Here is a 20,116-nt window from a genome sequence, read left to right as displayed (position 1 = left end):
ACATCACGATGAAAGGAAGATGTACGCTAAATGATCCAAAAGAATTCTCCGCTTCCGATTTATTATCAACTTGAAGAGGCGATTAAAGAAGCGATTCAAAACCATGAATTAGAGCCAGGCGAGATGATACCTTCAGAAAGAGAATACACTGAAAAATATGAAATAAGCAGGATGACGGTGAGACAAGCCATTTCTAATCTTGTGAATGAGGGTTATTTATACAGGCAGCGCGGAAAAGGAACATTCGTTGCCCACAATAAAATCGAGCAACCCCTGCAAGGATTAACAAGCTTTTCAGAGGATATGCGTTCAAGAGGACTTGAACCAAGTACACGTGTTATCAGTTTTACAGAGGTCAACGCAGATCATGATCTCGCTGCAAAGCTTGAGGTTGAAGCAGGAACTCCTATTTTCGAGCTGAAACGTGTAAGGCTTGCTGATCAGCAGCCGATGGCATATGAGATGCTATATATTTCAAAAGATCTTGCCCTGGGTCTAACGAAAGAAATAGCCGTAACCTCCATTTATAGCTATGTAGAAAAAACGTTTGGCCTGAAAATTCAGCATGGCAGACAGGTGATTGAAGCATCAATTGCTCAAAAAAAAGAGGCGGAAATGCTAGAGATAGCTGAAGGGGCCCCGGTATTGCTAATTGAACGAATAAGCACGCTTGATACAAAAAAACCACTTGAGGTTGTAAGATCCGTCTACCGTGCAGATCGATATAAATTCACAATGAATATGGAGCGACTATCATAATTAGTAAAAGGCGATAGAAGCAAAAAGTGAGAGGACTACGATATTAACAGGTATGTTGTCTTCACCTCTAATTGGGTACATTTAAATCCACGCTAATTCTTTTTAGTATTAAAAAGGATGATATGGACTCTAAGTAGTTATCCTAAAACGTACTTCTCAAAAAATAGTGTTAATTTGTTTTGGGGAAGTTTGGGAGTGAAAATACGACGAATTAAGTAGTTTGATAGTCAATCATATAACTTCCTATAACAACCAATTAAGGGGATACCCTTAATTATCAAAGGTGCCAGCTATAGAATAAACTCGTTGACGATAATCGCTTAATTATTTTCTCAAGCCTAATAAAAATTGTTAGTGAAAAATGAATAGGTACAATAATTTGTAAGTGATATATTTGATTCCTGAAAATCAAATATAAAGAGGGCGATTCTATATTAAGAAGGATCGCCTTTTCGTGTGTCAGCATGTTAGTAATGATTGTTAAATAACCCGATCTGAGTGGACAGAAAAGTTAGAAAAACCGTAGTGTTTTCGTATTTCTTCCATATCATCTTGTGTAAGGGTATAGTCGTATGCTGATTCTCAATTGCTTAAAGTAGAAGGGATTGTCAAGAAATCCTTTCTTTTATCAGTTGCAAGTAGTTCCGTTGCTCTTATGTCCACAGGATAATCCCTCTATTCTAACCCCAAGGTTAAATTTTTTCCTAATCTCGATATAATACTAATCTACTAACACCCGTCATATCCGTAATTTCTTTGATGTTATATTGATGAGAAGTATGTAGTTTTAAAGCACCTTCTACCATCTTATGGTCTTTGGAAGGTCTTCTTCTATATCGACCCATTCTTGCAGAGTGTAATCCTGATAGGGTAAGCTCACTGATAATATCCCGTTTTTTAGAAAATTTTAGAGAAGTGGCATTTACCTGACTCATCCTATTCATCCTTTTTAATTCCCTGAAAAAATACTTCTGCCTTTTCATGAAAAAATAAGAAGACCTAGCGCAGTCAATCGGTTGGAATTATCCCATTTTGAAATCGACCAAGTTCGGTCTGATGTGATATTTCAACAAAATATTTTAAGATGTTTAGGGATATTTCATACATATTTTAGAAAGTTTTAAGGTTTGTATGTTATTGTTCTTTTAGTTTCTTTGTAAATGGTAAATCTCCATGTTAAGCACAAGCTAGTGATAAGGTGTTTAATACACCATACTGAATAAAAAACAAAAATTCTAAGGAAAATGGTTTATATGGTGCCAAATATACTTTTAAGAAGCAGAGTGAAAAGTAAGTACTGAGGTGATTAACATGTCAATTAAAACGAGATTTCTGTTGTCTTACGTTGGAGTGATAATTTTTTCTATCACTTTATTGTTAGCGGCTGGGTTTTTAATTATTATTGCGATAACGGGCGATATAAAATCTATAGAGTATTTTTACAAAAAATCTTATGTCCAAAAACCATTGACTACAATAGAAGAAAGTGCGTTTCTCGATTTAAAGCTATTGGCTAAAAATAATCCTACACAGCTTCTAAACGAAGAGCAGCTGAAGAAAATTGAACAGAAGGATATCGAGATTGTCGTTAGAAAAGATACGAACATCGAGTATGCTTCCCCCTCTTTGGATAAGCAGGTATTGGTTAAGTCGCTTCCTGGATTTGAAGAAACAAACATCAATACGCGAGATACGATTAAAATCGAAGACTTTTTTTTCACGTATGTGAAGTTTGATTTTTATTTTTTGGATAAAAGCAAAGGAAGTATTTTTGTATTGAGAAAGGCGAGTTCCTATGCCGAGTTGGCTCGAGAGTTGTTTCCAATTTTATTTGGTCTATTGCTATTTTTGTTTATTATGATTATTGGGCTTTTAAACTATTTAGTTTCACGAAGCATCATCAAGCCCATCTCAGTTCTTAAAGAAGGTGCCAAACGAATAAAATCAGGAGATTTAAACTTTGAAATCAAAGCTACTTCGAATGATGAAATCGGACAATTAAATAGAACGTTTGATGAAATGAGAATAAAATTAAAAGAGTCCGTTACTATCCAGCTTCAGTATGAGGAAAATCGAAAAGAACTTCTATCAAATATTTCACATGATTTGAAAACGCCAATTACTTCGATTATTGGATATGTTGAGGGTATAAAAGACGGTGTAGCAAACACCCCGCAGAAAATGGAAAAGTATTTATCAACTGTATACTTAAAAGCTAAAGATATGGATTCATTGATAGATGAACTGTTCTTATTTTCTAAGCTGGATTTAAAAAAAGAACCATTCACTTTTGAAACTGTCGAACTGGATAAATATATGAGAGACTACGTAGACGAGCTTCATTTGGATTTACTTCAACAAGGGATCCAGATTGAACTTCATATTATGTATAAACTGATAAACGTGACAGCAGATAGAGAGAAATTAAAACGCGTATTGGCTAACCTGATCAGTAATTGTGTGAAGTATACGAATAAAGAAAAAAAGAACATTGCCATTTCTCTGCATGAAGGACCATATGATGTAGTCGTTCAAGTAGCAGATAACGGGCAAGGAATAGAACCATCTGCTTTACCTTACATTTTTGATCGCTTTTACCGTGCAGAACAATCAAGAAATTCTCAGACAGGCGGAAGTGGCTTAGGACTTGCGATTGCAAAACAAATTATTCACGAGCATGGAGGGGATATTTGGGCTACTAGCGAAATAGGAAAAGGCACAAGTGTCTTCTTTTCCCTAAAGAAAGGTGAGGAAATATGAAAAAAATATTACTTATTGAAGACGATGTTAGCATTGCAGAATTGCAGAGAGATTATTTAGAAATTAATGATTTTAGTGTCAATGTTCAACATACAGGTGATGCTGGACTTCAACAGGCACTTCAAGAAAATAATGATTTAATTATTCTAGATATCATGCTTCCAGGAGTAAATGGATTTGAGATATGCAAACAAATACGTGCTGTCAAAGACATTCCAATTTTGCTTGTGTCCGCCAAAAATGAAGATATTGATAAAATTCGAGGTCTTGGTTTAGGGGCAGACGATTATATTACAAAGCCTTTTAGTCCAAATGAACTGGTTGCTAGAGTGAAAGCGCATTTAGCCCGTTATGAACGTTTAGCAGGAAGTCAAGCCAAAACAAATACAGTTTTCGTTCATGGAATTTCGATCGATAAGTCGGCGCGAAAAGTTCATGTTAATGGAGAGGAAATTCCGTTTACTACAAAGGAATTCGATTTGTTACTGTTTCTTGTGATGCACCCGAACCAAGTGTTGAGCAAAGAGCAACTTTATGAAAGAATTTGGGGGATGGAGTCAGCTGCGGATGTTTCAACTGTGACCGTCCATATCAGAAAATTACGTGAAAAAATCGAAAGAGATCCTGCACATCCAAAATTCTTGGAAACCGTTTGGGGAGCCGGATATCGCTTTAATGTTTAAATAATGTGTTTTGACCCGTCACATAGGTGGCGGGTATTTTTTATAAACATTAATAAATTTTATTAATAAGTTTATCTTTTTTTAAGAAATTGTTTAGAGGGAGTTTAGGATTAAGTACTAACATAATTTAAGACGGAATAAAAAAGTTTAACTGAAAATTTATAAGGGAGGAATATTTCATGGAACCTCAATAATTACTAGAATAAGACATTTTTCAGGCACATCAGAATGTACCTGAAAAAGGAGAACTTCCCTTTGGGGCTGTTATTGTACAAAACGGGAAAATCATTGCTATTGGTATTAATGATGCATTGGAAACAAGGAAACCGACAATTCACACCGAAATGAAAGCAATTCGGGAAGCGAATTTCTCTCCGTTTGAGAGATTTAAGCCAGTGGTGAACCTTGCCGTATGTGTCTTGGAGAGATTAGAAAGAAGGACGCTTTCATAATATTGAGATGAAAAGTGCATCTAGGCCTTTGATTTATGGGTCAAGAAAAACAGTGATAATAACAAATTTTAAAGGAACGTGTATTTTATGTGGAAGTGGCTGGCAGTAATCATAGGATGCATTCTCTTGCTTCAAGGGTGTGTCTCAGATGACAAGGAAGACCTGAAAATACAGGGAAAGGAGAGAGAAGGAGTGAATGAACAACTAATTCAAGCAGCAGAACGGAAAGAAACAGAAACGATAAGCAGGTTGATTGAGGTAGGTGCAGATATTAATACACAGGACTCCGAAGGGCGAACTGCCACTATGATTGCGACTTATAACAATGATGTTGAGACTGCAAAAATCCTAATTACAGCAGGTGCAGATGTTAATATCCAAGATGACATGAAAAACAATCCCTTCCTATATGCGGGTGCAGAAGGTTACCTTGAAATCCTGAAGCTTACAATTAATGCAGGTGTGGATCCCAAGATTACCAATCGTTATGGAGGAACTGCTTTGATCCCTGCTTCGGAACATGGCTATGTGAATGTGATAAAAGAACTTCTTACCAATACTGATATTGATATAAATCATGCTAATAACCTAGGTTGGACGGCTCTAATGGAGGCAATTATATTGAGTAATGGAGATGAAAAACAGCAGCAAACAGTACAATTACTGATAGATCATGGGGCAGATGTGAACATAGCTGATCATAATAATGTGACTCCTTTGCAACATGCCCGCGAGAAAGGCTTTAAAGAGATTGAACAGATTTTGACAAAAGAAGGGGCAAAATAACCAGATGTTCTAAGCCTTCCTACTGGTGAAATCAAACTGTTGCGTTTACCAGTAGGTCAAAATTTAACATCTTATACGACATATACCGTAATGTTTGATTGGGCAAAAATCAAAAATCCACGCTTTATTACTGAAGCGATTGCCTCACCTCCACTCAAGTCTGCAGAAGCAATCGACAACAAATCGTTCCAGATAACTTTTGATAAAGATCTCTGGGTATGGAGCTATTTCCGGTCGTAAAGTGGAATTAAAGGGTGATGACTGCAGAAATATAGAAGCTCAATACCGCTTCTCCCCCTGCAAAGGACCATATGGAATCGTTGATGTGTTAAACGATAATACATTTCAATCAGGCGTCAAATACTCAGTAGTAACTATGGGTAACTGGGCAAGCCCAGATACAGTCACTTTAACAGCAAAATAAGAAGAGAATCTATAAGAACTCAATAATATATCAAGTTGAAAAGAGGGATCCTATTCGTCCAGAGTTCCCTATTTTATGTAGTTTTCATAGTAAAAGAAATTAATAAATTTAATATTTTATTAAGAATTTTTTTATAGCCAGTTTAGATGTTACTTGTATTATAAATTTTATAACAAATAACAAAATAAAGGAGATAGAGAAAAATGAATATAAAAAAACGTATAGTACCAGCTGTATTAGTTGTATCTGTAATATCGTCTGGAATAGCGACATATAACCAAACATTAAACGTAGAGGCTTCAAGTAACCACCTAGTAGAACAAGAGAAGAAACAACAAGAAGCAAGGATTACGAACATAAACGTATTGAATACGATGACTTTACAGGTCACTTTTAATAAACCGTTAGTTGCAGAAGATGTGGATCCAAACAATTTGGAGAATATTAAGAAACAATTCGAATTTAATCATGGCATGAGCATAGTCAATGTACCACGTTTGAAAACAGGAGCAAAAAGCACATACATCGTGCCAGTTGAAATTCAAAAGGATGACACCAAATACTCAATAAGCTACAAAGGGCAACGAGTAAAAACCTTTGAAGGAACAGATGAGAAAATAAATATTCGTAACACCCAACAAGTAACAAATGACACATTTGAATTGGAATCATTTTTAGAAGATGGTGTAACAGACTACGCAAATATTATCGAAGCGTATCGGGCAGGTCGAGGTGATTTAGCATTTGAATTAGATAACAGAAACAAAGACGAAAATGGGAAACGTTTCGAAATTATTTCGTCCTTACGTGATCGTGTTGTAACGATTACAGGCAGAAACGGAGAACGTTTTGTTGCGAATTACGTTCCTTTTACACAAGCAACAGATGGAAGACAAGCTCCAAAATTTCGATTACCAGCAGGACAACAATTGAAACCAGGTGTAACCTATACAGTGAAATCAAAATGGGCAGATCTTGAAAATAAAAGGTTTAAGGCACAATACATCGCTCCACTTAAACTTCAATCGGCAGAAGCTATTGATAACAAGACTATTAAAATTGTATTAGATAAAGACCCAGGCATGGAGTTATTTGCAGGCAGAAGCATACAATTGCAAGGCGAAGATGGAAGCACGGTACAAGCACAATATCGTTTCTCTTCTCGTAAAGGTTCGGTTGGTATTTTCGATGTTACAAATAACACATTGAAGACTGGTGTAAAATATAAAGTAGTACCCATGAACAATGGGGCAACTGCAGATTATATACCTTTAATAGTTAAGTGAAATTTAGTAAAAAGGAAGAGAGACAATTAATGTTCTCTCTCTTTTTCTTGTAAGGGAATTGGCTTTTATTGACATAAAATGTCGTAGCCTAGGTTTTATGTCAAAATGTTGGCGGAACCCCATGCAATTAAGCTAACAACATAATTTACTAGATTCGAAATGATCCTTGTTTCAAAACCAGCAAGTGTAAAAAATAGCCATACAATCTTTCATGCCGGTGATATAAATTCATGTGTCCAATAATTTAATAGCTATCCTGAAGCTTTAAATATATGTATCTATCATTTTGGCATAATGCCTAGAAACATGAAAAGACCGCAATGCTTTCTTGAAGAAGAACATTGCAGCCTTTTGTTTCTTTGTTTCAGAGGTGAAAATAAATAGTGTTTTCTTAGAAATCTATAACGTGATATTATGTCTCCTACGAAAAATCTGCTAAAAATGGTTACTGAAAGAATAGGATCTTCTAAAATGGCCAACACACCCAAATACTTCAAAGTCAAATGGCCGCCTCAAGTCATTTAAATCTATATTACTATTCATCAACTAAGGGTTCACGAAAAGACTCTTTTCTATCTTCGACTATCATGCGCAATCCACGCCTTGGTCTAAGTGTAATAGACGGAAGTGGTTTTACTTCATGATGGTCCGGCGCAAGCCTTATCCGATATCGTTGAGCAATGCACGCTAGGACAAGCACAGCTTCCATCATTGCGAAATGATTACCGATACAAACTCTCGCACCTCCGCCAAACGGAAAGTAAGCGAACTGAGGTAGAGTTTTCACAAAGTTGTTTTCAAATCGCTCAGGATTAAAAGAATCTGGATTATCAAAATACTCAGGCTTGTGGTGCATAACATACTGACTTATCAAGATCATATCGCCTTTTTTAAAATGATATCCTCCTATTACTACATCCTCCTCCGCTTTCCGTGATACGATATAGCCAGGCGGGTATATACGCATTGATTCCATGATAATATTTTGTGTGTACGTTAATTTCATATAATCGCCAGGTGTAGGGTTACGATTACCGATTACGCTATCTATTTCATTGAAAAGTTTAGTTTCCACATCAGGATGTTGTGAAAGCAAGTATAAGGTCCAGGAAAGTACGTTTGCAGTTGTTTCGTGACCGGCAAGGAAAATGGTCATTAGCTCATCACGTACCTGCTGGTTTGTCATAGCTAAACCATCCTCATCATCTCGAGCATCCATTAGAATCCCAAGCATATCCTCATGTCTCTCTGCATCTGCCCTACGTTTTTCAATAAAGTTATAAATCACTGTATCAAGTCTGTGTATCGAATTTTTAAATTCACGGTTATTTTTAGTTGGAACCCATAGTGGCAATTGAAGAAGTGTTCTCATCCTTTTAACAGCAATTCTCATAGATGATTCTATAGGTTCCCCGAGCTCGTCATATCCTTCCTTGAGGTTCATACTGAACATGGTCTTGCTGATAATACCGAGAGCAAGGCTCATCATATCCTCCGTCATAATCCGTTCTTCCCTGTTTTTCCAAGTGGAAATATAGTTCATTGTTATATCAATCATATCCTGTGCATAATTGCTAATATGAGACTTTTTGAAAGCAGGTTGAATAAGCCTTCTTTGGCGCATGTGAATTTCTTTTTCACTTGTAAGAAGGCCTTCTCCAAGTAATGGTTTTAAAGCATGGAAGTCCTTAGATTTCAAGAAGGATTTTTGTTTTGTTACAAGTACCTGCTTAATTAAATCTGGATTTGAAATGAAGTAAACATTTTGGAAAGGTCCAAAACGAATTTTAGCAACATCTCCATATTCTTTTGCTAAGTGGGTAAGAAAGCCAAGTGTATCTGAAATAAACTCCTTTGAATGGCCAGTAATTAGTCTTCCTTTTGGGCCCTTGGGAGAATCATGTAATAAATCTGTGTCACTCAATGGTTTGTTTCCTCCATTTCGATATAAGTACTTTTAATCATTCTATGAGGAAAGTATTAATTGGTTTGGACAGGTTGTTAAAAAGAAGACTAACAAATATTTTTTTTAAAAAAAAGTTTAAACAAATTGAATGAAATTACAAATGTGGATAATGGAATACAGTTTAAAACCGAGGCTAAAATGTTTAAGAAATTGTAAAGTAAAACACAATGGAAGATAAATTTATTTTAATAAACGAGTGGTATTGGGTAAATTGCTTAATCTCCTTTCTTATTCAGCTAACTTCAATAAAGTTTTTTCGATAAGTTAAACATAGAAAATAACAATTTTTAGAAAAGATAAGAGAGTTAATCAATTTTGTAGAATGATAATTGGAGTTAGTATAGTTTCATGGGCACATTTTAGTTAAGTTGATCGTCATGGAACGAAAGAATACAGGTGAAAAATATAATAATAAATTCAAGAAAATCATAGTAAATCTTGATCACTCGGGTAATTCGGTACGAGAACTAAGCAGCGAATAGGGTATATCAGAAGTTCCTATTAATATATGGGTTAAAGAATTTACTTCTATGCGAGAGCTTGTGCAGACTGGGTTGTGGTATGAATGCATCAAGAGCGTATAGTATTTTATAGAAACAAAGGCGCGTGTCGGATGTATTTACAGCTGGCAGGATTCAGACGCATACCCTCGCTTTGAGCTCAAGTCTGAACTGTTTTAGGAAGTGTTTGCTGACTTCAAGATGGATGGAAAGAAATATCAAGGAAAGTGGAAGTTGAACAGCGATTTCTAGAATCAAGACAAAAGAAACTGCTGATAAAATAGCCGCCTTTTCAAGGGGAAAGAAGCTGAAATACTAAGAATTATTCATATATAAAAAGCTGATTGGCAACTAACACCAATCAGCTTTTTTGAAATATTACATCTTTCTAAATGTTTTATAGCCTGTAATTGCATTAAAGCCTCTTTCTAAAAAAAACTACATCCTTGAACAGCAAGGATCGTAGGCTTTTTAGTTATTATTTAAATTCACTTTTCACAACGCCATTTCCTTCTATAAATTCTTTATTCAGTGCATAGTAAACTTTTACCTCATCTATATTCCATAGTTTAGAATTTTCATTATAAGTTAAAAACGATGTACCAATTGAGAAATGGTTCTATTTAGAGTAATCAAAGTGGAAATATCTATAAAAATCCAAAAGTTATAAGACTGTTATTTGGGCTGGTGTTATTGGATGTATGATGATAGTTGGATTCTTAGGTGTATAAATAAGGGGTGAAGAAACTGGTTAATACTGTTTACGAACTAGGTACTTGTAAAAAGGGCTATGGTATCCATTCTTGTCACAACCAAGGTATCTATCAACAAATAATTTATTCATAGCTCAGGTTTTTATCCGCTAAAACCCTGATGTTGTTGCCTTTAGGTTTTTTGAGTTCCTATTCTTACCATCCAATTATGTATATGTCCTTTTCTAGATATTAACATAGGAATAATGAATTAAAAATATTTGTAAAATTCGACCTATTCCAATTTTTAGTAAATTAGAGTATAGTATGAAATCGTAAGAAGCGGTTATCATCATAAATTTTATTTAAATCATGTAGGAATGAAAATAACTGCATCGGAGTGGTGCAATATGACGAGTCAGGTTGAAAAGTTTAGAGTTACTTTAAGGGAGAAGCTCGAGTCTATCTTTCACCTTTGGAATGTATGGACTCAGAACCATCCATACATTTTAAGAATCTTTACGATTTTTTCTTGGATATCGCTATGTGCCTTGGTATTAAGCTTAATTTTTATGGAAGACTCCCGAAAAATGTTCGTCCAGTTTTTGTGGTCATTTTACGTCATTTTGCAATTTTGGTTTTTATGTCGTAGTAAAACTTTAACATGGAAGAAGTACACCTATTTCTTTTTGGTGGGGGCATGGATAATCGTACCGTTGAATTCTTTTATCGTTAGTTTCATTACAGCTATTTTCGGTGGGATGGAACAAGATGTATGGAGTCAAGCATTTATAACCCCGATTGCTGAAGAAGTTTTAAAACTGATCCCCATTGGAGTTTATCTATTTTTGTCACGACGTGCATCCAGTTTAAGTTTAAGCGATTATGCCCTTATTGGTGCGGCAACGGGAGCTGGTTTTCAATTTTTGGAGGAAACCACACGTCGATTGGTTTCTGGAGGTATTTTCGATTATGGTGTGACACTATTTGGGGGGAAAGTGCTCCATTGGGATTTATTCACACTATTTCCTGGCTACTTTGAGGAGGGCTTTTTACCTGACAAAATGTCTGCTGGGCATTCGTTGCTAACCGCTATGGTAACGTTAGGAATCGGGTTAGCAGTGAGGTTTAAAAGTAAATTAAAGAGATCTTCTTATATTTTTCCTGTTATCCTTTTAGTTTGGGCCATTTTTGATCACTCAATATGGAATGCTAGTTATCGAGCTCCGGATTGGTTAACCGGAATTCATGATTTATTAGGAAGCGGCTATGCCGCAAAACCGGTGTTTTTAATGATGCTCGGTGCTGCGGTAATCATCGATTATTGGGAATTGAACCGAGTAAGAGAGAAGATTCTTCTGCTGGATGGGGAAACCATTATCAATCCTGTTTCTGAATTGTGGAATCTATTCAGAAGTGTTTTTGAGGAAAGACAGCGTTTTGGATACTTGCTACTATTTTATCGAGAACGGAGAGAACTAGGATTTACACTGTTACACGGTAAAACAGAAGCCAAGGTACTTTTATCAGGCTTAGAAGCCAATATTCAGAAGTACTACAAAGCTTTAATCGTTGTGTTTGTAGCATTATTCACATCTATGTTTCTATCTAACTGGGGAGTTACAGCCAATGGCCCCGAGGCTTGTATTGCCTGTTTATTTGATAATCTGCAAAACTGGTGGGATGGTTTATCTGCTTGGGAAAAAGGGTTGATTGTACTTGGAGCATTTGCCTTAACGTTCCCGTTATTAGGATTCTGGTCGGCAATAGGTGCTGTATCGACTGGAATCGGAATTGCTGCAGGTGGTCGGCAGACTGCAGACATCATCCGCAATCCTAAAAAATTACTTACGCCAGAAACGGCTCTTGCACTGGGAATTAGTGCACTGGTAAGTCGAATTCCGTTTGGGAAAGCCCTTGTAAAACTAGGTGACTCCGTTTCACCGAGAATAAAACCCTATCTAAAAAGGATCTTGGAATCGTTCACTGGAAAGAAAAGTAATAGTAACAAACAACACCATGACCAGAATTCCTCTGGGAAAAAAGCTCACCAGGAAGAAGATCCTCAGAATAAGAACGATAATAGTAAAGACGATTCTAAAGAAACTAAGGAACTGAATAAAAATATTACGTTTAAACCAGGATATGAAAAACATTTAGCGCAAGTAGTAGATATTGTTAGGAAAAAAGGCAAGGGTGTAGTTGGAGGACATAATCTCAATAATTTCGAAAAGGCATTTAAAGAGAAGGGGTGGGATTTAGAGGAATGTATCATATCAAAAAGAAAGCACCCATCTATAGAGGGAGTATATGAAATAGAATATGGCTTACCTAAACTAGACATGGAGGGGAAGTTAATACCTGGAGAGCTTAAGAAAGTTTCCCATCCAAAAACAGTTTACGATCCTAACATAATATCAGACAAACAGATACTAAAATGGGGAGAAGAAGCTATGAAAAATGGGAAGATCGTTGGGAGAGAGATAACAGGTGTTTCCCCTAACGGACTACAATTTAGAGGATTTATTAATGAATCCGGAGAAATATCAAATTTCTTCCCTACACTAGATTAATTATTAAGGAGTTGGAAGCATCGTGGAAGATAAAAAGAGAAAATTGATAAGGTACTTCTATCACCATATGGGAGACGGTAAATTTTTAAGAATCTTAAGAAGTTATGCGGATGGTGAAGGATATGGAACCGAATATGCAAGGTTTGTGTTTGCCGACTATTATGAAGAGTGGGAAGAAGATTATTTTGGTAAAGAAGGAATAGCCTATTACATTGATCGTCCTGCAGTAGAGGAAGACGAAGAAATTATTTTAGATTATCTGACATTCTATAGATATCTAAGAGAAGATTGCGTTAGTTATCTTGGAGACTATCCCCAAGATAAATCAGAAGTAGAAGAACAATTAGAAAGGATTAAAGAAAGATTTAATATACAAGAACCTTGATTAGCTTTATCCTACTACTAAAAAAGAAAGTTAGGTCAAGATTTAAAATGGAGGATTACATGCGCAACCAAGTGTTGTCGCATAACTTACATTATTTCTAGCAGGTTCTAAATTCCAAGGGTTTTTCTTTATATCTGATGGTAAAAGTTTTTATCGTACATTCTAACTAAAAAAAATCCAATGGTATTATGTCGCTTGTTGAACTAACAGGTGCGTTAGTTCATTAAGGATCACTAAAAATAATCAAACTTTTTTATAAAAAATGTATAATAATTTACAAGAAAAGACTCCATTTAGATCAATCTTTTTTCAAAATGGAGTCTTTTTATTTACGCTAATATGGGGGACAGGAGGACCTTTTGATCCCTCTTTATTTCAAAGCTACAACAGATGCTTTAGCACGATAAGAGAAGATGAAAAAAGTCAATTCCTAACGTGAACTGACCCCATATAGCAAAGTTTTATAGAGATCTTATTTTACATCCTTTCAATAAGATTGATAATGATCTATTGTAAAGTATGAACATTTATTTCATATACTTATCTAAAGGAGAGTGTAACTTATGCGCGAAACCTGTGTTCCGACTGGCGTGAAACTAAATGACACTGGCTTTGGATATACGTTGTCCTTAATAGGCGGTAAATATAAAATGATCATTATGTATTGGCTGTCTGAAAATAAGGTTATGCGGCATAATCAGCTGAAGCGAAGTATCGGTACCATTTCCTTTAAAACGCTAAGCATTATGTTAAAAGAGCTGGAGGCAGACGGCCTTATTATACGCAAGGAATTTCCCCAAATACCTCCAAAAGTAGAATATTCATTAACTGAACGAGGTCTTTCTCTCATTCCATTGTTAAATATGATGTGCGATTGGGGAGAGAAAAACAGTTTGCCGGCTCAGGAGGCTGTACAGCCGTAGGCGTAGCTATTTTGTTTAAATCAAAAGAAGTATCTCCTAAACAAGGAAATACTTCTTTAATAAAGCCATCTATTACAGGTTGTCAACAAAATTCAAATAATCTTGTGCGCTTTTTTCCAATTCGCTTGCAGACGACTTATTTTCTGTACCATAAAACGCAAAGAATGAACGATAATCTGCATTGCAGTATAGGAAGGTAGTTTCAAAGGGAGATAATAAATGTTCAAGTGTATAGCGATATCTTCCCTCTTTACTATAATCTTCTTTTTTAATTCCGGCAGATACAGCTAAAGCAGCTTTGCGATTCTTTAATTTATCACCTCCATTTGAACCATAAGCCCAACCATAAGCAAAAACATCGTCAAGCCATTTTTTTAGGAGAGGCGGACAATTAAACCAATAAACAGGGAACTGTAAAACAAGATTACTATGCGATTCAATTAATAACTGTTCTTTTTCCACATCAATGTTTCCGTCAGGGTAAACCTTATTCAATTCGTGTACAGTATACTTTTCCGGGTATTTCTTGAGTTCTTCTACCCATCGCTTATTTAAGACGGATGTTTCTAGACTTGGGTGTGTTACGATAACAAGAGTTTTCAAAGATTTGTCCTCCTTAAGTATAATTTATCTTAAGTATAAAGTGCACACTGCAAATATGTAAGTATGCACTTTTAGTATAGGTACTTACCTAAAGGAGAGTGTTAAATCAGGCAAAAAATATCTTGTCTATATTAAATTATGCGTGATACTATACGCCACGATATAATACGTACCAGCACTCATCAATGATGGTGTAAAGAACCGAATCGGTCAACTGAGCTGGGGGTTGTTCCAATATAAAAACACCATTTTCCTTATCCTAATAGGACCGTCACGTATATGAATTAAATTGTATAGATGATTTCATAGAGCAACCGGACACTCTCTTCTTTATTTCTCCAAGACAAGGATACATTTGTTGAAAAGATATAAAAGGATCATAGGCCAGGTCTGTTAGTTGAGATCCGGGGCTGCCATTTGGTGGTCTTTTTGCTTAATGAATTAAAGGGACAGGTTAGTGCAATAAGAATGTCGAAATCTATATAAACGCTTTTGGATGGGAGGGAAAAGAATGTTTGATAAATTTAAAAGGTACTATAAGAAAGATAAAAAAGAAGAAATTGATGATAAATATCTTTTCATTCCAAAAGATGAAATAAACGAAGGGTTAAAAAGAAATATAATCAAGCTAGAAAGGTTAGGAAACGAATTAAGTAAGGTTCTTCAAGTAGAGTATTCAAATGAATTTGAAAGACAAGGAAAATCAAATCTTAAAATATGGGTATGTAGGGATATTGATGGAGATGAAATAAACGAATTAACTTCTGATAGTTGTCTAGAATTGGAGTATCGTTCTCAAATAGCAATAGACTATGAAGGTCCAAAAAATGACGAGGATTTTTATGCGGATGCACTTCCGTTATGGAGTTACGGTTGTTGTAAAGCTTCAGGAACTTTATATGATATCTCAAAAGATGACCTAGAAACTTATATTGAAGAAACTTTAATAGAGTTACTTGAATTTAAATAGAATCCAGTTTCTTATTTCACTAAAGGAGCAGTTTAGTTGAACAAGGAACAGTAGTTTATAACGTCGAATTATTACAAAGTTTTTAAAAAAAGTAGGTCGATTAATGGAAAAGGACGATAACTCTTATATATCTTTTGGTGCTGAAATGGGAGATGTAAATACAGATAAAGCAGTTGCACCGCATCTCAGAAAATTAAGGAGATTACTGGATAAGTTTTGTAATAAAATTTACTGTAAAGAAGTAGATGAATTTGCTCCAATTCTGCGAGTAGACGGAGTTTTAGGGTACTGGGAGTTTGAGGGCTGTGAAAAATTAAGACTTAGCAAAAAATATCGATATATTACAATTGATGTAGGTATGCCACGTTCAAGGTGGGAAGGTATCACTGCAATAGATATTAGAAAATATCTTATTAATCAGCTTAATAATGCACTAGAGTTCATTTTATCGCTGCTAGAATTTTTTAAGCGTATCCAGTTATTCTTTTCCTCAACCATTTTTAATATTGGGCTAGCGAGGAAAGATAGTAAAATTGTGAAGTAACATACTTAAACTAACGGGTGCGTTAGTAGTATAAGAAAGCCACCAATTTGGTGGCTTTTGTAGGTTTGGAATAAAGTTTGATTAAAAGTATCGTGAAAAGCCTTACTTAGAAACAAATAAAAACGAACCGGTTTGGAAAAATTCGAGAAAAACCTTTTATGATTTTCGGATAATAACATTTCTGTTTGTAAAAAAGTTTAATCATTTCGGTAGACGAATCTTCCATTTTCGCCTCAAAGGAAAATAAAAAAAGCGTAGATATCATCTAACCTATACCTTATCTACGCCAGTTATATCATGTTTAAATTTGCTTATACTTCGTCATGTAAATAAATTTGACCCGAACCGATGATTATTGCTGGCCCGCCAACCTTAATTTGTTGAATTGTATTTTGAGTTTTTTGAATGGTCATGTCGATATAGCTTCGGCGTCCCATTTCAAATCCTTGCTCACCGCGAATATGGTATACTCCTTCTTCTGTACTAGGTATAACACCATATTCTATTAAATAAGCACCTAATGGTCCACTTGCTCCACCTGTTGCTGGATCTTCTGCAATTCCCATGGCAGGTGCAAACATACGGCTATGTACATGCGAGGTTTTCTCAACTGTTTCTGTCGTAAAAGTAAAAATATGCTGGCGTTCTAGATTTGCGCTAAAATGCTCTTTCCAAATATCCGTGCGGAAGCGAATTTTTTCCATTGCCTCTAAAGAACAAATTGGGATAAGTAAAAATGGGACACCCGTCGAAACCGTTTGTATAGGTAGTGTTGTATCAATATCATCAGTATGGAGTGATAATAGCTGTGCGACCACTTCTGCATCCAAAAACTTTTCGCCAAACTCCGCAAGGGGCTGTTCCATTTCAATTTTTTTAATAACATCCTTCTCTTTATGTACAGTTAGTGGAATATCGCCTACTCCTTCTTCAAAAATCCATTCATTGCGACCTTCTTCTGTAGCAACGATTCCCTTTGCTGCTAATACGGTGGCTGTTCCTATTGTCGGATGCCCTGCCATTGGAAGTTCTAACTTCGGTGTAAAAATGCGCACCTTTTTCGTCTTGTGCGGTTCACTTGCTGAAAATACAAAGGCAGTCTCAGATAAATTCAATTCATTTGCAAGTACTTGCATCATTTCTGTAGTAAGACCTTCTGCATCTTCAAAAACGGCAAGTTGATTGCCTCCGAATGATTCAGTCGTAAATACATCGACCAATGTATACTCGTATTTTTTCATAAGCCTTTCTCCTTGTCTAATACTACTGTCCGAATAATAAATATCTAAATATTCAATATTCTTATTTTAACTGTAACATAAATAACAAAAAAGACACTATTTCTAGTATCGGATCTCATATTTTATTGAACCTACAGCGAGAAAACGGCCGAAATTTTTTATAAACCTCGCGAATTTATAACAGTAGCCACAACATGAAAAATACCTTATATTACTGTTGTTAAATGGAAATAAAGATGTTTAAACCAGTAAATAAAGTTGCTGCATTTATTAATGTTGTTTAAAAACGTTAGTTATGTTATTCCATTAAAGGGCCATTTAAATGAATAAGTGTATATTGAAATAAAGCTGCACTGCTTTGAAAAAACTCTGTATATAAACGTGCATTTGTTGAACAAGAAGTAAAAGGGTGATACATATTATACATGACTAAAATGTATCACCCTTTTTTGTAACTTTGTATGATTTTAGGTCTTGAAAAACTTCAAACCAACATAAAAATCGGTATTATTTCTCTCTAATCTGCTCCGTTAGACGGTAGGTTATTACCCAATACAAAAGGGCCAAAGCGCTGACAGAGGCACCAAATAGACATACTCCGATCCATCCATAGTTTGCGTATATATTGGTTGAAACAATTGAACCCATGGCACTGCCGATGGAATAAAAAATCATGTAAGCAGCAGTAAGTCGGCTTCTCGCCTCAGGACGCACTGTGAAAATCATACTCTGATTGGTGACATGTACTGCTTGCACAGCCAGGTCAAGAAAGATAACGCCAATAACTAATGCGATCAGTGAGTGTTCGGTAAAGCTGATTAGGAACCATGATGCTAGCGATAAAACTAGGGCTATGCAGGTTGTTCGCTGCCCTAAACCTCGATCAGCCAGACCCCCAGCACGAGCAGCAGCTAATGCTCCGGCAACTCCAGCGAGACCAAACGCTCCAATAGCGGTATGTGAAAGAGAGTATGGTGGAGCACTGAGAGGTAGCACCAGCGAAGTCCACAATGTACTAAACGCGGTAAAAATCAGCAGAGCCAGTACTCCGCGGATGCGTAGGATTCGTTCTTGCATGAACAATGTGAGCACCGAACGAAGCAGCTGCGGATAGGATAGTGACTCTCTTTCGCTTTCATCACGCGGGAGTACTCGGAACAACACGCCAGTCATGATGAGCATCATCGCGGCAGAAACTAGATAGACCGAACGCCAACCGGCGAGATCGGTTAGTACACCAGCGAATGTTCGTGCGAGCAGAATGCCGATCACGACTCCGCTTTGCACCAAGCCGACTATACGTCCACGATCGGCTGGGGTAGCCAAAGTCGATGCGAACGCTACGAGCACCTGAGTCACCACGGCAAGCAGTCCGACCGCAGCTAACCCCGTGAACAGCACTGTGATGATGGGGGCGATGCCAACCACAATCAGGGACAACACGGATAAAAGCATCTGACCGACGATTAGCCGACGTCGATTCAGTAGATCACCGAGCGGTACCAGCAGTAGCAGTCCTAGCGCGTAACAAAGCTGAGTAATGGTAATGACAATGCCGATGGATGAATGGGCGATACCGAACTCGGTCGCCAGTGAGTCTAGCAACGGTTGTGCATAGTATATGTTGGCGACAGCCATCCCACAGGCTGTTGCAAACAATAGTGCCGTATAGCGAGTCATGGTTGATCCGGATACTATTTGTAACTGATCCGTTGTCGTATCATGATCTTCAACTATAATTGTTGTTTTTTCTTTAACCTTTACCATTACTTACATCCCCTTTTTGTACTTAACAGTATAATATATCGTTCGGTATAAAATAATTCCTAATAAGGATAACCAACAAAACGTTTTGATGTCAAGTAAGTTATGCAGTTATTTGAATACTCTTCTTGAAAGAATCATCACAATTTGACAATAGTACTTTAATTAAATAAAATCATAATATACCGATTGGTAATTAAAAGGAGGATTAATTTTCCATGAATCGAATTCGGCAACTTGATAAGGAAAGGACATTAGATGAATTGAATCAATTACCGGGGAATATCGGAATAACTGAAATATCTGGGGGCGATTCACCATCTCCAAAATTCCTACAAACAAACGAACAGATTATAAAAAGCTTCTTTGAAGTTGTCAGATCAGGTTGCACTCCCGAACAAGCTAAGGTTTTTATGGCTAAAGAGGTAAGAGCACATCAAGTGAATTCAGAAAGCATGGTGACAATTATAAGGTCACCTGAGAATTATGCCGATCATATAAGAGAAATGATAGATTCATGGGGGAAATTTAAAATAGAAATTCAAGAATTAATTTCTCAAAATCAAAAAGTTCATGTCAGATGGAAGCAGACAGGAATGCATATTGGAGAGTATGAGGATTATCTGCCTACAAATAAAGAGGTTATTGAAATAGGTAGTGCCGTATACCGATTAGAGGATCGAAAAATAGTGGAATACTGGATTCAAGTGGACAGATTCGGAATCATTGAGCAAATAAAAAAGAATCAAGAACAAGATTAATTATCTAGTGAAGAAATTTTGTTTTTTGAAATGAGGGATTTATT

19 protein-coding genes are annotated in these 20,116 nt (G+C 36.2%); 13 read left to right on the top strand and 6 right to left on the bottom strand.

Going from position 1 to position 20,116, the window contains the following annotated elements; genetic code table 11:
* The first annotated feature begins 30 nt into the window (after nucleotides 1–30).
* Nucleotides 31–759, top strand: a complete 729-nt coding sequence (locus RE409_RS17380; protein WP_201223841.1) for a GntR family transcriptional regulator — start codon at nucleotides 31–33, stop codon at nucleotides 757–759.
* A 704-nt stretch (nucleotides 760–1,463) separates the two neighbouring features.
* On the opposite strand, the gene RE409_RS17375 is transcribed toward RE409_RS17380, so the two are convergent.
* Nucleotides 1,464–1,694: a hypothetical protein gene (locus RE409_RS17375; RefSeq protein ID WP_242485400.1), complete on the bottom strand. Its 231-nt coding sequence runs from the start codon at nucleotides 1,692–1,694 to the stop codon at nucleotides 1,464–1,466.
* A gap of 376 nt (nucleotides 1,695–2,070) precedes the next feature.
* Here RE409_RS17375 and RE409_RS17370 point away from each other — a divergent pair, with 376 nt between their 5' ends.
* The 6 genes from RE409_RS17370 (at nucleotide 2,071) to RE409_RS17345 (ending at nucleotide 7,150) form a co-directional block, all read left to right on the top strand.
* Entirely contained in the window at nucleotides 2,071–3,519 is a 1,449-nt protein-coding gene (locus tag RE409_RS17370) for a sensor histidine kinase (RefSeq protein WP_309557846.1), read from the top strand.
* The gene (locus RE409_RS17365; RefSeq protein ID WP_309557845.1) at nucleotides 3,516–4,202 is read left to right on the top strand and encodes a response regulator transcription factor; all 687 of its coding nucleotides are present in this window, start codon (nucleotides 3,516–3,518) and stop codon (nucleotides 4,200–4,202) included. The genes RE409_RS17370 and RE409_RS17365 overlap by 4 nt, the downstream gene beginning before the upstream one ends.
* A 209-nt stretch (nucleotides 4,203–4,411) precedes the next feature.
* Nucleotides 4,412–4,654 carry a tRNA-specific adenosine deaminase gene (locus tag RE409_RS17360; protein WP_309559287.1) on the top strand — a complete coding sequence of 81 codons (243 nt, stop codon included), beginning with the start codon at nucleotides 4,412–4,414 and terminating at the stop codon, nucleotides 4,652–4,654.
* Between the two features lie 87 nt (nucleotides 4,655–4,741).
* Complete coding sequence (locus RE409_RS17355) at nucleotides 4,742–5,440, top strand: ankyrin repeat domain-containing protein (RefSeq protein WP_309557844.1); 699 nt, start codon at nucleotides 4,742–4,744, stop codon at nucleotides 5,438–5,440.
* Between the two features lie 199 nt (nucleotides 5,441–5,639).
* Nucleotides 5,640–5,864 carry a hypothetical protein gene (locus tag RE409_RS17350; protein WP_201253679.1) on the top strand — a complete coding sequence of 75 codons (225 nt, stop codon included), beginning with the start codon at nucleotides 5,640–5,642 and terminating at the stop codon, nucleotides 5,862–5,864.
* Between the two features lie 203 nt (nucleotides 5,865–6,067).
* The gene (locus RE409_RS17345; protein WP_309557843.1) at nucleotides 6,068–7,150 is read left to right on the top strand and encodes a hypothetical protein; all 1,083 of its coding nucleotides are present in this window, start codon (nucleotides 6,068–6,070) and stop codon (nucleotides 7,148–7,150) included.
* Between the two features lie 535 nt (nucleotides 7,151–7,685).
* Here the strand turns inward: RE409_RS17345 and RE409_RS17340 are convergent.
* A complete protein-coding gene (locus tag RE409_RS17340) occupies nucleotides 7,686–9,074 on the bottom strand; it encodes a cytochrome P450 (protein ID WP_201223849.1) in 1,389 nt (462 codons plus the stop codon).
* Between the two features lie 1,614 nt (nucleotides 9,075–10,688).
* Between RE409_RS17340 and RE409_RS17335 the strand changes: the two genes are divergently transcribed.
* Both RE409_RS17335 and cdiI read left to right on the top strand, forming a co-directional pair.
* Entirely contained in the window at nucleotides 10,689–12,881 is a 2,193-nt protein-coding gene (locus RE409_RS17335; RefSeq protein ID WP_309557842.1) for a PrsW family glutamic-type intramembrane protease, read from the top strand.
* Nucleotides 12,882–12,903: 22 nt separating this feature from the next.
* Nucleotides 12,904–13,266 carry a ribonuclease toxin immunity protein CdiI gene (gene cdiI / locus RE409_RS17330; protein ID WP_201223853.1) on the top strand — a complete coding sequence of 121 codons (363 nt, stop codon included), beginning with the start codon at nucleotides 12,904–12,906 and terminating at the stop codon, nucleotides 13,264–13,266.
* A 42-nt stretch (nucleotides 13,267–13,308) separates the two neighbouring features.
* Here the strand turns inward: cdiI and RE409_RS30745 are convergent, their stop codons facing one another.
* Nucleotides 13,309–13,398: a DUF2599 domain-containing protein gene (locus RE409_RS30745; protein ID WP_201225136.1), complete on the bottom strand. Its 90-nt coding sequence runs from the start codon at nucleotides 13,396–13,398 to the stop codon at nucleotides 13,309–13,311.
* Between the two features lie 431 nt (nucleotides 13,399–13,829).
* Between RE409_RS30745 and RE409_RS17325 the strand changes: the two genes are divergently transcribed.
* Nucleotides 13,830–14,189, top strand: a complete 360-nt coding sequence (locus RE409_RS17325; protein WP_201185523.1) for a winged helix-turn-helix transcriptional regulator — start codon at nucleotides 13,830–13,832, stop codon at nucleotides 14,187–14,189.
* 72 nt (nucleotides 14,190–14,261) lie between these two features.
* Here the strand turns inward: RE409_RS17325 and RE409_RS17320 are convergent, their stop codons facing one another.
* A complete protein-coding gene (locus RE409_RS17320) occupies nucleotides 14,262–14,792 on the bottom strand; it encodes an NAD(P)H-dependent oxidoreductase (protein ID WP_201185521.1) in 531 nt (176 codons plus the stop codon).
* Between the two features lie 511 nt (nucleotides 14,793–15,303).
* Here RE409_RS17320 and RE409_RS17315 point away from each other — a divergent pair.
* Both RE409_RS17315 and RE409_RS17310 read left to right on the top strand, forming a co-directional pair.
* Nucleotides 15,304–15,762 (top strand): hypothetical protein, encoded by a 459-nt coding sequence (locus tag RE409_RS17315; protein ID WP_201223855.1) that lies wholly within the window; start codon nucleotides 15,304–15,306, stop codon nucleotides 15,760–15,762.
* A 103-nt stretch (nucleotides 15,763–15,865) separates the two neighbouring features.
* Nucleotides 15,866–16,306: an Imm44 family immunity protein gene (locus RE409_RS17310; RefSeq protein ID WP_201223857.1), complete on the top strand. Its 441-nt coding sequence runs from the start codon at nucleotides 15,866–15,868 to the stop codon at nucleotides 16,304–16,306.
* A 311-nt stretch (nucleotides 16,307–16,617) separates the two neighbouring features.
* Here RE409_RS17310 and RE409_RS17305 read toward each other — a convergent pair whose 3' ends face one another.
* Nucleotides 16,618–17,547 carry a PhzF family phenazine biosynthesis protein gene (locus RE409_RS17305; RefSeq protein ID WP_201223858.1) on the bottom strand — a complete coding sequence of 310 codons (930 nt, stop codon included), beginning with the start codon at nucleotides 17,545–17,547 and terminating at the stop codon, nucleotides 16,618–16,620.
* A gap of 507 nt (nucleotides 17,548–18,054) precedes the next feature.
* The gene (locus RE409_RS17300) at nucleotides 18,055–19,227 is read right to left on the bottom strand and encodes an MFS transporter (protein WP_309559285.1); all 1,173 of its coding nucleotides are present in this window, start codon (nucleotides 19,225–19,227) and stop codon (nucleotides 18,055–18,057) included.
* Nucleotides 19,228–19,529: 302 nt separating this feature from the next.
* On the opposite strand from RE409_RS17300, the gene RE409_RS17295 reads away from it, so the two are divergent.
* The gene (locus RE409_RS17295) at nucleotides 19,530–20,072 is read left to right on the top strand and encodes an ester cyclase (RefSeq protein ID WP_397444116.1); all 543 of its coding nucleotides are present in this window, start codon (nucleotides 19,530–19,532) and stop codon (nucleotides 20,070–20,072) included.
* The last annotated feature ends 44 nt before the right edge of the window (nucleotides 20,073–20,116 follow it).

It is taken from the genome of Peribacillus sp. R9-11, from assembly GCF_031345095.1.
Classification (GTDB): domain Bacteria; phylum Bacillota; class Bacilli; order Bacillales; family DSM-1321; genus Peribacillus; species Peribacillus butanolivorans.
The sequence above is the reverse complement of the archived record's forward strand: the minus strand, read 5'-3'. Positions and strand labels throughout refer to the sequence as shown.